The organism is Roseateles sp. (assembly GCF_965262435.1).
Classification (GTDB): Bacteria; Pseudomonadota; Gammaproteobacteria; order Burkholderiales; family Burkholderiaceae_C; genus Paucibacter_A.
Genome location: NZ_OZ253537.1, coordinates 2,942,086 through 2,954,777, shown reverse-complemented (window position 1 = coordinate 2,954,777; position 12,692 = coordinate 2,942,086). Strand labels below are relative to the sequence as shown.

General features: G+C 65.7%; 12 protein-coding genes and 1 riboswitch. Of the genes, 4 read left to right on the top strand and 8 right to left on the bottom strand.

The window, feature by feature from the left end; genetic code table 11:
- Positions 1-213 precede the first annotated feature (213 nt).
- The gene (locus tag ACQY39_RS12705; RefSeq protein WP_428506732.1) at positions 214-1,902 is read left to right on the top strand and encodes an electron transfer flavoprotein-ubiquinone oxidoreductase; all 1,689 of its coding nucleotides are present in this window, start codon (positions 214-216) and stop codon (positions 1,900-1,902) included.
- 131 nt (positions 1,903-2,033) lie between these two features.
- Positions 2,034-2,129: riboswitch (cyclic di-GMP riboswitch) on the top strand.
- A gap of 54 nt (positions 2,130-2,183) precedes the next feature.
- Positions 2,184-4,112, top strand: a complete 1,929-nt coding sequence (locus ACQY39_RS12700; protein WP_428506730.1) for a S8 family peptidase — start codon at positions 2,184-2,186, stop codon at positions 4,110-4,112.
- Positions 4,113-4,233: 121 nt separating this feature from the next.
- Here the strand turns inward: ACQY39_RS12700 and ACQY39_RS12695 are convergent, their stop codons facing one another.
- A complete protein-coding gene (locus ACQY39_RS12695; protein WP_428506728.1) occupies positions 4,234-4,623 on the bottom strand; it encodes a DUF1801 domain-containing protein in 390 nt (129 codons plus the stop codon).
- 207 nt (positions 4,624-4,830) lie between these two features.
- Here ACQY39_RS12695 and ACQY39_RS12690 point away from each other — a divergent pair, with 207 nt between their 5' ends.
- Entirely contained in the window at positions 4,831-5,019 is a 189-nt protein-coding gene (locus ACQY39_RS12690; RefSeq protein ID WP_428506726.1) for a hypothetical protein, read from the top strand.
- Positions 5,020-5,334: 315 nt separating this feature from the next.
- Here ACQY39_RS12690 and ACQY39_RS12685 read toward each other — a convergent pair whose 3' ends face one another.
- From ACQY39_RS12685 to ACQY39_RS12665, 5 genes are all read right to left on the bottom strand, one after another.
- Complete coding sequence (locus ACQY39_RS12685; RefSeq protein ID WP_428506724.1) at positions 5,335-5,874, bottom strand: hypothetical protein; 540 nt, start codon at positions 5,872-5,874, stop codon at positions 5,335-5,337.
- 122 nt (positions 5,875-5,996) lie between these two features.
- On the bottom strand, positions 5,997-6,596 hold the full coding sequence (locus ACQY39_RS12680; protein WP_428506722.1) for a hypothetical protein: 600 nt from the start codon (positions 6,594-6,596) through the stop codon (positions 5,997-5,999).
- A 308-nt stretch (positions 6,597-6,904) separates the two neighbouring features.
- A complete protein-coding gene (locus tag ACQY39_RS12675) occupies positions 6,905-8,161 on the bottom strand; it encodes an MFS transporter (RefSeq protein ID WP_428506720.1) in 1,257 nt (418 codons plus the stop codon).
- 108 nt (positions 8,162-8,269) lie between these two features.
- Positions 8,270-8,875 carry a GNAT family N-acetyltransferase gene (locus ACQY39_RS12670; RefSeq protein WP_428506718.1) on the bottom strand — a complete coding sequence of 202 codons (606 nt, stop codon included), beginning with the start codon at positions 8,873-8,875 and terminating at the stop codon, positions 8,270-8,272.
- A 59-nt stretch (positions 8,876-8,934) separates the two neighbouring features.
- Positions 8,935-9,561: an FMN-binding negative transcriptional regulator gene (locus tag ACQY39_RS12665; RefSeq protein ID WP_428506716.1), complete on the bottom strand. Its 627-nt coding sequence runs from the start codon at positions 9,559-9,561 to the stop codon at positions 8,935-8,937.
- Positions 9,562-9,618: 57 nt separating this feature from the next.
- Between ACQY39_RS12665 and ACQY39_RS12660 the strand changes: the two genes are divergently transcribed.
- On the top strand, positions 9,619-11,184 hold the full coding sequence (locus ACQY39_RS12660; protein ID WP_428506714.1) for a PLP-dependent aminotransferase family protein: 1,566 nt from the start codon (positions 9,619-9,621) through the stop codon (positions 11,182-11,184).
- 4 nt (positions 11,185-11,188) lie between these two features.
- Here the strand turns inward: ACQY39_RS12660 and ACQY39_RS12655 are convergent, their stop codons facing one another.
- Together ACQY39_RS12655 and ACQY39_RS12650 are read right to left on the bottom strand one after the other, a co-directional pair.
- The gene (locus ACQY39_RS12655; RefSeq protein ID WP_428506712.1) at positions 11,189-11,743 is read right to left on the bottom strand and encodes a hypothetical protein; all 555 of its coding nucleotides are present in this window, start codon (positions 11,741-11,743) and stop codon (positions 11,189-11,191) included.
- Between the two features lie 67 nt (positions 11,744-11,810).
- Entirely contained in the window at positions 11,811-12,659 is an 849-nt protein-coding gene (locus ACQY39_RS12650; RefSeq protein WP_428506711.1) for a beta/gamma crystallin-related protein, read from the bottom strand.
- Positions 12,660-12,692: the final 33 nt, after the last annotated feature.

The following is a 12,692-nucleotide window of genomic DNA, read 5'->3' as shown; positions in this document are numbered from 1 at the left end:
TCCTCTGGGAAAACTGCTGGGGAAGCGTAGCACGCGACCCCGGGGCCTACGAGGAAAACAGAGCGCCCGGCCGAGGTCTGATTGACATGCGACAAGCCGCTAGAGCCTTGCACCTAGCGGCAAGAAAAGCACGACCGTTCGTTTTATCAAAGCCCCTTATAGAATGCCGCGCAGACAAGCCAGCTCAACAGCTTCAGCCAGGACAAGAACACCATGACGACAAACCAAGATCTTCTGAGCCAGTACGGACCGCGTGAATCGATGGAATACGACGTGGTCATCGTCGGCGGCGGCCCTGGCGGCCTGGCCACTGCGATCCGGCTCAAGCAGCTGGCGGCGGCCAAAGGCCAGGAGCTGTCGGTCGTGGTGCTGGAAAAAGGCTCGGAGCCGGGCGCCCACATCCTCTCGGGCGCTGTCATGGACCCGCGCGCGCTCAACGAGCTGCTGCCCAACTGGAAGGAGCTCGGCGCGCCGCTGAACCAGCCGGTGCAGGCCGACGAGGTGCTGTTCTTGAACGAAACCGGCGCCACCAGCACGCCGCAGTGGCTGATCCCGGGCTGCTTCCACAACGATGGCAACTACGTCATCTCCCTGGGCGCCGTCACCAAATGGCTGGGAGAGCAAGCCGAGGGCCTGGGCGTGGAGATCTTCCCCGGCTTCACCGCCGCCGAAGTGGTCTACGGTGAAGACGGCAGCGTGCGCGGTGTCGCCACCGGCAATCTGGGCGTGGGCAAGGACGGCGAGCCGACCGAGAACTTCCAGCTCGGCATGGAGCTGCTCGGCAAGTACACCATCTTTGCCGAAGGCGCCCGCGGCCATCTGGGCAAGCAGCTGATCGCCCAGTTCCAGCTCGACGCCGGCAAAGACCCGCAAAGCTATGCCATCGGCATCAAGGAACTCTGGGAAGTGCCCGCAACCCAAGCGCAGCCCGGCCTGGTGGTGCACACCGCCGGCTGGCCCATGGACGGCGACACCTATGGCGGCGGCTTCCTCTACCACCTGGAGGGCAACAAGGTCACCCTGGGCTATGTGGTCGGCCTGGACTACAAAAACCCCTGGCTCTCGCCCTTTGAAGAGATGCAGCGCTGGAAGACCCACCCCAGCATCCGCAAGCACATCGAAGGCGGCAAGCGCCTGGGCTACGGCGCCCGCGCCATCACGGCCGGCGGCCTCTTGAGCCTGCCCAAGACCGTGTTCCCGGGCGGCGCCCTGGTCGGCTGCGATGCCGGCTACCTGAACGCCGCGCGTATCAAGGGCAGCCATGCCGCGATCAAGACCGGCATGCTGGCGGCAGAGGCCGCCTTCGAGGCCCTGGCCGCCGGCCGCCAGCATGACGAGCTGAGCGCCTACCCTGCCGCTTTCGAGCAAAGCTGGCTGCATGAAGAGCTGAACCAGTCGCGCAACTTCAAGCAGTGGTTCAAGAAGGGCAATACCGTCGGCACGCTGATGACCGGCATCGAGCAATGGCTGCTGCCCAAGCTGGGCATGAAGAGCCCGCCGTGGACCATCCACCGCCCCCTGCCCGACCACCTCTACCTCAAGCCCGCGGCCGACTGCGCCAAGATCGACTACCCCAAGCCGGACGGCAAGCTGACCTTTGACCGCCTGTCCTCGGTCTTCGTGTCCAACACCAACCACGAAGAAAACCAGCCCGCCCACCTGACGCTGAAAGACGCGTCGGTGCCGGTGTCGCTGAACCTCGCCAAGTTCGCCGGGCCGGAGGCCCGCTACTGCCCGGCCGGCGTGTACGAGTTCGTCAAGAGCGATGCCGGCGAGGACCGCCTGCAGATCAACGCCCAGAACTGCGTGCACTGCAAGACCTGCGACATCAAGGACCCGAGCCAGAACATCGTCTGGGTCACGCCCGAAGGCGGTGGCGGGCCGAACTACGCTGGCATGTAACAGAGAAACATTGCTTGAGGCGGGCCCTGCACAAGGGCCCGCCTTTTTTGCGCGCCCGCCGCGTACAAATTCTCACAATTGAGTGGTGTGCGCTCTGCGCACCTGGACTGCTGCAAGCCTCGGCCCTATCGTCCGAGCACCCGCAAACCTTGTGAAAGCAAGGGACGCAAAGCCTCCGGCCTAAAGCGCGCTGCCTGACAGCGCACCACGGTAGCGGGGCTGCCAGGTGCCGGCCTAGACACGGTGGCGCCTGGCCTCGATCCTCACGAGGCAGACCCCTGATGCAGTACCTGGCCACTTTCCCCCTGCGCGCCACCCAAGTCGCCGCCGCGCTCACCCTGGCCACCTGGGCCACCTCGGTCAGTTTCCCAGCCCAAGCCCGCCCGCCCGTGCAGCTCGACGAGTTCACGCCCATGATGGCGCGATTCGAGCCCGCCGTGCACACCGACCGCTTGATCGTCAAGTACCGCAGCGCTGCGGTCAGCAGCAATGCCGACGGCAGCCCCAACGCCCGCAGCGAAGCCGCCATGCAGGTGGCCGCCAACCGCCAGGGCGTGCGCATGAAGCACCTGCGCCGCATGGCCAACGGTGCCCAGGTCTTCCACCTCGACCGCCGCCTGAGCCTGGCCGATGCTGGCGCCATGGCCGCCAATCTGCGCATGGGCGATGCCGCCATCGAATACGTGGAGCCCGACCGCCTGCACCACCCGACCCTGGTGCCCAACGACGCCTTGCTGGCCCAACAGTGGAGCCTCAGCGACAGCGTGGCCGGTATCCGTGCGCCCACGGCCTGGGACCGCAGCACCGGCGTCGGCGTCACCGTGGCGGTGCTGGACACCGGGGTGCGCCCTCATGCCGACCTGAACGCTCGCCTGCTGCCTGGCTACGACTTCATCAGCAGTGCCAGCTTTGCCGGCGACGGCAATGCCCGCGACGCCGACGCCAGCGACCCCGGCGACTTCACCACCGCCAACCAGTGCGCCAGTGGCTCCAGGGCCAGCAACAGCTCCTGGCACGGCACCCATGTGGCTGGCATCGCCGCAGCCAGCGGCGGCAACGGCGTGGGCGTGGCCGGTGTAGCCCATGCAGCCAAGGTGCTGCCTCTGCGTGTGCTGGGCCGCTGCGGCGGCTACACCTCGGACATTGCCGACGCCATCGTCTGGGCCGTGGGCGGCAGCGTCAGCGGCCTGCCCCTCAACCCCAACCCGGCCAAGGTGCTGAACCTTTCTCTGGGCGGCAATGGCGCCTGCAGCATCACCACGCAGAACGCCATCAACACAGCGCGAGCCAAGGGGGCGGTGCTCGTGGTGGCGGCCGGCAACAGCAGCGCCGATGCCGCGGGCAGCTCGCCCGCCAACTGCAGCGGCGTGATCGTCGTGGCCGCCACCGGCAAGACCGGCGGCCGCGCCAGCTACTCCAACTTCGGCAGCAAGGTGAGCCTGGCGGCCCCGGGCGGCGACGGCAGCTTCGGCATCCTCTCCACCTGGAACGCCGGCACCACCGCGCCCGGCGCGGACAACTACGGCTCGATGATGGGCACCTCGATGGCCGCCCCGGTGGTCAGCGGTGTCGCCGCCCTGATGCTGGCCGCCAACCCCAAACTGACGCCGGACCAGGTGGCCGCCCTGCTCAAGAGCAGCGCCCGCGCCTTCCCTGCAAGCTGCAGCGGCTGCGGCAGCGGCTTGGTCGATGCCAATGCCGCCGTGCTGGCGGCGCTGGCGGCCAAGGCCAGCATCCCGGCTCCTGCGCCGGCCCCTTCCCCGTCCCCTGCGCCAGCACCCGCACCTGCTCCCACCCCGGCTCCCAAACCAGCACCCGTGCCCACCCCGGCACCCTCGCCGATTCCAGCCTTGCTCCAGCTCAGCGACAAGGAACCCAACGAGAGCATCGCCACGGCCCAGGCTGTCACCATCCTGCCCGCCCAGGTGGCCGGCAGGATCAGCAGCAACACCGACAACGACTACTTCAAGTTCACCCTGCCGGCCGGCAAGACGGTCACCGCCGTGCTGAGCGCCGGCAGCGCGACCTCAGGCTTTGGCGTCGGTGTCTACATGAGCACGGGTCAGACCGTGCTGCTGTCCAACGGCATCGTCGGCGCCAGCCAGCAGGTCCGCATCAGCAACCCCGGCAGCAAGGCCGTGGTGCTGGTCTTGCGCGTGCTGCGCAGCGCGGGAACCACCGGCGCCTACAGCCTGAAGCTGGCGCTCTGAAGAGACTGCAGCTCTGGCAGAGGAGGGTCAGGTCTTGCCTTGAAGTTCTAGGTTTGACGCTGACCCTGAAAGGCTTGATGTCTGTACCGGTTCGTCAAGCCGCGATTGACGGGCAACGCGACTAGCGCAGCCGCTCCAGCACGCCCTTTCGACGAACGATATTCTTGTAGTCCCACTGCACGACTCGGCACTCAGCCAACCAGCCTCGCAAGGCCGCGAGATCAATCTGATCCACCGACGCGAAGCGGGCTTCAGCGGCCTTGAACTTGCCCTCAGGGTGCAGCCCTGGCGCGGCAAAGGACTGGCCGCTCCAGAACAGCAGCCGCACACCACCCTTCAGCTTGCTGTAGCCCACCACCGGGTTGCCGTCGAGGAACCACACCGGGTGGGCATGCCACAACTTGTTCTCCGCCTCGGGCAAGGCAAGGTCGATCTCTTGGGCCAGGAGTTCGCAGGTCAGCTGATCTGCGGGTGCCTGGGCAGCGTTGTACGACAAGGTCTGTGGATGCATGTCGGCTGCGGCTTCACTGTTGCATGAGAGGCCTTGAGAGACTCTTACATAGCCGGAAACCCAGGGAACATGCACGCATGAACTCGTATGGAATCGGCTTGCCGCTCCGAGCTCGTGGCATGACGCGACCGGCCGAAAGGGCCGTCACACATCCGTTTGATCGGAGGTTCAGAGGACGTTCTTTTGGCTGGACAAGAGCCTCGAGAAATGCTGAGCAACTTCCTCCAAGATGGCGCGCGGGCAAGCAGGATTCTTAACGAAGAACCAATACTCACCGAACTGGTTGTTGATTGTGAAACGGTGACCCCGAAACCAAAAATCGATCCAGCATTCGACCGCCGTCGAAAGATAGCAACACGGCAGAGCGAAACCCAAACCAAAGACCTGACGCAGTAAGCGCCAAGGGAAGGTCTGCACAAAGCGCAGTCATCTGTGATGGCCCCGACCTGAAGTGGAATGTTGAAGCCCGCCCAATTGGCGCCGCACCCTCCACAGGTTGGACAGCGCGAACAGCGTGTGCAACTCCGCCGTGTTCTTCGCCAACCCGCGATAGCGCACCTTCACATGGCCGAACTGGCGCTTGATCACCTGGAATGGGTGGGGCCGGAGCCAGCTGGTCGCGCGGGGCTGAAAACATGTAGGAAGCGAAGCTCGGCAAGCTGGAGAAGGCCCACCCGCGCGACCGGTTGTGTTTCTGCATTGCCAGCATCCTCATCTTGCTTTGCACGCCGTTTGAACTTCCCTAAGCTTGGTCATTAGGCTGCGAACTGAAGCGTCTGCCGCTGTTGCATCTTGAGCAACAGAAATCTCGACGAAATCGGTCTCGAACTCGGCAGATCGCTCCTGCGAATTGCTAGCCAGGACTGCTGTGGTCTTCATCCGAACGCCAGCAACTAGAAAATCCATCCGGATGCCAGCATCCAAAGACTGAACACCCCTTGCATCCGCGACAGACCTTGGGCCGGAGAAATCGATCGCCCTAACTGTCGAGAAGTTCACTGGAACTTCAGTTCGCGCGCTCGCGAACCCTTTGCGGCTAGCTGCTTGGGTAGACCAGCGCGTAACCAGGATCGTTTGGCAGTCGCCATGAATCTCAAAACGACTGTTTGATAGATTGCTGGCGTTGGCAAAGCTTTCTAGCTCGGCATTGAGCGCACCTACGGCCGCTGGCACATCGAATGCGGGCTGACGCTGCTGGCTTGTGCATGCTGCCAGCAGCAGGGAAAGTAGTGCGGTGATTCGATATTGCATGTTTGCCCTAGAAACATAACGTTCTAGATGAGCGTCTTCAGCTAGCTGGACGCGCGGAGCTGAGAATATACAGGCAGCGTAGCGCGGCCAGTTGGCTGGCTGAGGTCCACTCGAGCAATGAGCTAGACCGCACCTTTGGCCTTCAGCGCCTCGGCGAGCCTCAGCAAGTAGCTCTTGGCGAGAGCCTGGCGGCCGCGGCTCAGCCACTTTATGCAGTCGACTAGCTCCCAGACGAGAGCGTCATCCCCGTGCGGATAGGGATCAAAGGTCTCGTGGCGTGGAGGGTCTTCGTCCACAACCAGCGTTTCGAGGTAATCGTGCGGGTTCCATACAGAGAGGAAGGGCCGCCTCAGCTTGAACGGAGCAAGATTGCTGAACGCATAGAACTCGCAACTCGAAAAATCCAAGTAAACGTACTTGCGGAAGGAGGCTTCGCCGATGTGATCCTGGCCGTAGACACTTAAAACTTCGCTCGAACCAAGAAACTCGTGTGCCTGCGCCATGAACTCTGCCTCACGCCCTTCCGTAACGAATGCAGCGAGGTCAAGATCAGAGATTCGATCTCCCGTACCCTGGGCGAAGGAGCCGACCAACGCCAGTCCATGGCAATGGGGCGAACGTTCGCAAAGGGATCGAACATCGGAGATGCGCGATAGTTGCGACGGGGCCGCATTCTGCGAGGTTAACCGGGCGTGAAGGCTCTCGAGTGGTTCAGTTGGCATGGTGGTGCGCGTGCGTTCTAACTATGATTTCGAGCGACTCCCCCGTTCCGTATCGCATCGACTGCGCCCATATCCAGTCTTGGCAACTCGACAAACCACCGCAAAGCCATTGCCGATGCGTCGATTTTCGAGGTTTGTACCATGCGTCCGGAGCCGCCAAAGGCCGTGAGCCTTGAAGCGTGACTTTCCACAATCCGCAGCAGATTCTTGGCGAATGATTAGCTCACGCCGCCTTCACCCGTACTCTGCATCTCAGGTTTGAACCGGCACAACCGCAACCCTGGCGCCACCAAGCACTCACCCCGGCCTCAGACCCCGCTAGCAGCCGCTGCCCGTGCCCGCCCCCTGCGAAAAACCCACACAAACAGCAGCGCCGCTGGCACCGTCAGCGCCAGTTCGACCAAGAGGGTCAGGCGGCCCCCGGCCTGCGCGAACACCCAGCCGTACAAGGCCGTGGTCCAGCCGATCGGCGTGTTGGACAGCGAGGCCATCAGGTTGTATTTGGTGGCCGCGGCGCCTTTGCCGATGGCCTCCAGGGTGACGGCCGAGAAGCCGGCGTAGCACAGGCCGGTGATCAAGGCATAGACGCTGGTCCAGACGATGAAGTGCCATTCCGTATGCGGCGCCAGCGCCATGATCAGGCTGGCGCCGGCCAGCACCAGGCCGAAGAGCACATAGGCCAGCTGCCGGTTCATGCGGTCGCAGATGTAGCCGCCGATCAGGCAGCCCAGGGCCGAGATCAGGCCGCTCAGCGTGCCGGTGACCAGGGCCACGGTGTTGGCTGAGGCCTGCCACTCGGTCGCCATGATGGAGTACATATTTGCCATCGAGCCGGTGCCCATGGGCAAGAAGACCAGCAGCATGGCCAGGGCGCCGTTGCGCGAGCGGACCACGGACCAAAGATCGGCCCCGGTGTCGCGCAGGCGCTGGGCGATGCTTGGTGGCGGAGCGCTGTCGGCCGTCGCCTCGCCTTCGCTGACCCAGAGGATGGGCAGCGCGCAAAGCAGGCACAGGCCGGCCAAGGCAGCGGCGCCCATTTGCGGCGTCAGGCCGCCCGATTGCACCAGCCACAAGGCCGCGCCGCCGCCCAGGCCGCCGCCGCCCAGATTGCCGGCCTGGAACCAGCCGGCCGCCCTGCCCTTGGCGTGCTCAGGCGTCTGGTGCGCCATCAGGCTGTCCACGGCCATGCCCAGAAAGGTCGAGGCCGTGCCCATCAGCAGCACGGCCAGGGTCAGCGGCCACATGGCCGCCTGTGTCAGCGGGCTGCTGCCCACCAGCAGGATGCCAAGCACGATGCCGGCCAGGCCGATGCCGTACCAGGTCTTGCGGCTGAGGCTCAGGTCCACCACCGGGGCCCAGAGGAACTTCCAGGTCTGCGGCAGATAGGCCAGGGCCAGCAGGCCGGCCACCGCCTCGGCGCCGACCTGGGCCTGGGTCAGCAGATAAGCCACGCAAACGGCGGTGTAGCCCGAGGTCGCACCGAAGGGCGCGATCAGGAACATATAGAGGGCGGGATGCGGGGCCTTGCGGTCCGGGTCGACCAGGATCTTGGCAGCGGTGCTCATGGCGGGCGCACGCCGCCAAGAGGCCACGCGCTGGAAAAATGCGAAGGCCGCACCCTAACACCGCCCCTTCCGCATCGAGCCGGGGTTTGCCCGCAAGCCTCCCTTGCTTCAGCGTCTGCGCGCCAGCAGGCCGGCCTTCACCGCCGGCCATTCGTGGTCAAGCACCGAGAAGTAGACGGTGTCGCGCACGCGGCCGGTGTCGGTCAAGGTGTGGCGGCGCAGGATGCCTTCCTGCTGAGCGCCAATGCGCGCAATCGCCGCACGCGACTTGGCATTGAGCGCATCGGTCTTGAGTTCCACCCGCCAGGCGCCCAGGCTTTCGAAGGCATGGGTCAGCAGCAAGGTCTTGGCCTCGGTGTTGGCGCCGCTGCGCTGCCAGTCGCGGCCCAACCAGGTCCAGCCGATTTCCAGGCGGTGGTCGCGCGGCGAGATGTTGCCGAAGCGGGTGCAGCCGATGACACGCCCGCCCCCGCCGTCCTCCTCCTCAACACCATTCAACACAATGGCAAAGGGCAGCGAGACACCGCGTGCCTGCTCGTCCAAGGCCGTTTCCACATAGGCCCGCATATCGGCCTCGCTGTGCACCTGACTCGGTACCCATTGCCAGAGTTCGGGATCCAGGCCGACGGCACACAGGCCTGGCAGGTGGGTCAGGCTCAGGGGTTCCAGGCGCAGCAGGCTGCCTTTCAGGGTCAGGGGCTGGACTTTCATCATCGTCGTCAATTCACTACTCACTTCATTCCTCGCTTCTTCATCTTTGCGCTGGCCGGGCATCACAAACCCAAGCGCGCCATCCAGGCCGCCAGTTCCTGCTCGCGTGGTTGGCCCTGGGCAAAAGCGGCCTGCACACGCTGGCGCTCGACCGCACTGCGGTTCTGGCTCAGCTTGAACTTGGCCTCCCAGCGCACGATGTGCAGACGAAAGCCGACGATGGCCTTCAGCATGCGGCTCTGGTAAGCCTCGGGCAGCGCACGCCACTGCGCGGCATAGCCGGGCTCGTGCTGCTCGATCAGGCGCTTGAGCAGGCGGTCCTTCTCCAGCTCGCCTTCGACCAGTTCCAAGCGGCCATAGACATGCACGGCCATGTAGTTCCAGGTCGGCACGTTCTGCACGCCGTCGTAGTGCTGCGGCGAAACGTAGGCGCCCGGGCCATTGAAGACCGCCAGCACCTCGGGGCCGCCGGCTGACAAGGCACTCAGCCACGCCCAGTGCGGGTTGGCGCGCGCCATATGGCCCTCCAGGTAGAGCGCCGGGTCCTCGCCTTGCAGGCTCAGTGGCAGGTGGCTGCCGAAGCTCTGGCCCTGGGCGTCGGGGCCGACCAACAAGGCCAGGGGCTGCTCGGCCATGAAGCGGCGTGCCTGGGCGAAATCTTCGCAGCGAAAAGATGGGTTCTGGTACATGGCCGCAAGAATAGCCGCCCGCTTGGTACCATGAAAGAACCACTTTTACTTGATTTGATGGAACCAATTCCAGAGCCCACGCTGGCACCACCCTCCGCACTGGAACTGGACCTGGCCGGCATGCAGCTGCGCCCTGGCCTCGGCCTGAGCCGACAGATCCACGCCCAGATCAAGGCCCGGATCCTGCAAGGTCAGCTGAGCCATGGTGCGCGCCTGCCCACCACACGCGCCCTGGCCCAGGCGCTGGGCGTCTCGCGCAACAGTGTGCTGCGCGCCTACGAGCAGCTGGAAAGCGAAGGCTTGATCGAAGCGCGCATGGGCGCCGGCAGCTTTGTCAGCGCTTTGAAGACGCTGAGCGCCGGTGAAACGAGCGTGCCGCTCGCACAAGCAGGCCTGGCCAAGCCACTCCCTGCGCCAGATCCCACGCCTGTCGAGCTACCAGAAACCCCGCTCTGGCAGGCGCTGCAGCACTACCAGCCCACGGCCACGACCGTCGGCCGAGGCCGGGCCTTCCGCCACGGCCTGCCCGCCCTGGACCTGTTCCCGCATGCGCTGTGGTCGCGCCTGCAGGCGCGCTTCTGGCGCCGCCAGGCACGCCCCGACCCCGATGCGGCGCTCAGCTATGGCGACCCCGCCGGCTTGCCGCGACTGCGCGAGCTGATCGCCGCCTACCTGAGCCATTCACGTGGACTGCCCTGCCGGCCCGAGCAGGTGCTGGTGACCGCAGGCTCGCAGCAGGCCATCGCCATCGCCGCCCTGGCCTTGCTGCGCCCGGGCGACCGGGTCGGCATGGAGTCACCCGGCTACCGCGCGGCGGCGGCCGCCTTGGGCTTGGGCGGCGCGCGCGTGCTGCCGGTGCCGCTCGATGAGCAAGGCCTTCGTGTCGGCGCCTTGCGGGCCCTGGGGCCGGTCCGCCTGGTCTACACCACGCCCTCGCACCAATACCCGACCGGCGTGGTCATGAGCCTGCAGCGGCGCCTGGAGTTGCTGGCCTGGGCACGCGCCAACGATGCCTATGTGCTGGAGGACGACTACGACGGCGAATACCGTTTCAGCGGCGTGCCGCTGGCGCCCATGGCTTCGCTGGAAGCGGGCCAGGCCGGCCGCACGCTCTATGTCGGCAGCTTTTCCAAGCTGCTGTTCCCGGGCCTGCGTCTGGGCTATCTGGTGGCCCCGGCCCATTGGCTGCCGACTCTGGCGCGCCTGCGCTCGGTGCTGGACCGGCAGGCAGCCATCGCCGACCAGGCGGTGCTGGCCGACTTCATGGCCGAAGGGCATTTCCTGCGCCATGTGCGACGCATGCGCCGGGCCGCGCGCGAACGTCGCGACGCTTTCATGGAGGCTTGGACGCAAGACCTGACCCCGCTGCACCCGCGCTTTCAGCTGCCGGCCATCCCGGCCGGCCTGCAGGTTTTCCTGCCCCTGGCCCATCGCAGCGAGGAGCAGCGCCTGAGCCAGAGCGCCCAGGCCGTCGGGGTCGAGGTGGGTTGCCTGCAGCAGATGGGCGGCCTGCCCGCGCACAGCCAGCAGGCCGGCCTGTTGCTGGGCTTCGCGACCGTGCCCACGGCAGACATCCGCCAGGCCGTGCGGGCCCTGGCGGATGCCTGGCGGGGTCTGCTCTGAACGATCAGGTCTTGCCGTACTTCATCTTGGCATCGAGCACGCAGGCGTCCTTGGCCGAGCCGGCCATGGCATCGCATTTCTCAGTGGCAACCTTGTAGTTCGCATCGCGCTTCTCGTCCTTGGCTTCGGTGACGGCTTCGCCGACCTTCTTGGCCAGGGTCAGGTCGGCCAGGGCCTTGGTCTCGACGGCCTTGGCCTCCTTGACGCAGACATCCTTGTCATTGCCGGCCTTGTCGTCGCAGCGTTCCTTGGCCACGGCATAGGTGGACTCGGCCTTGGCAACGCCGACCTTGCGCTGATCGACCAGCTTGCCGGTGTAGGCGAACTCCTGTTCGGCCAAGGCCACTTTTTCCTTGGCCTTGGCTTCCTCAATGCAGACGTCCTTGGCATTGCTGGCCAGGCTGTTGCACGCGGCCTTGTCGGCCTTGTAGGTGGTGTCGATGCGGGCCTGCGCATCCTTGTGCTCGGCCTTGCTCATGGCCATGGCGCTGGCCACCGGCAAAGCCGCCAGCAGCAAGGTCAGCAGAGACATCTGGAAGGGGGTGTGGCGTTGAATCATGGAATACCTCTTGGGGTGGGTGGGGGAAGCGGAGTGAAGGTGAAGTTGAAACTGATGGGCTGAAGCCTCAACCGCGCGGCTCGCCGTTGCGGTTGACGGTGATGGTGTCGCCCGGCGGCGTGGTCATCTGCACCCGGTGCTGGCGGCCGCGGAACTGGTAGCTCACATCCCAGTAGGCGGGCCGGTCGGCGTCGGCGGGCAGGTTGCGGCAGCGCTGCACATCCCGGCTGCTGATTTGCGGCGCACCGGCGTCGCGGCCGGTCTTGGAGCCAATGGCCGCGCCGGCCACCACGCCGCCGACGGTGGCGATGTCGCGGCCGGTGCCGCCGCCAATCTGGTGACCCAGAATGCCGCCGATCAGGGCGCCGGCCAGAGCACCGGGCACATTGGCCTCGCGCTTGTCCACCGAGACCTGCTCGCGCTCCATCCAGCAGCGTTGCTGCGGCGGGCCGAGCACGGCGCGAACGGAGCTGACATCGGCCTCGAACAGGCGCTCCTCGCGCTGGCGACCGAAGTCGCGCACGATCAGCGGCTCGGGGGCATAACGGTCATCATCCACGCGCGCCCGCGCATCGAGGCGGCGCAAGGAGGAGATCTCATTGTTCAGGCCCATGGCCGCCAGCGAGGCGTACTTGCCCGGCCGCAGCACCACACAGCGGCCGCTGAAGCGCAGGTCCTCGCAGACCTCCCAGCGGTCGCTCGCAACCACGACGCTGGAGGCGCGGTCGTTGAAGTTCTGCAGGCGCAGATCGGGAACGGCACGCCGGCTCACAAAGGAGGAGCCGCCGAAGTCTTCCCGTTCGTAGGCGGTCAGCTGCGCCCAGGCCAGGCCCGGCAGACAGGACAGCAGGGCCACAGCGCTGCACAGCAAGGCTGAGGGCGGCGGACACAGAGGCAGGAGGCGGGGCAGTTTCATGGCGGCGGCTTTCTCAGGGTTTCGGGCCGGCCA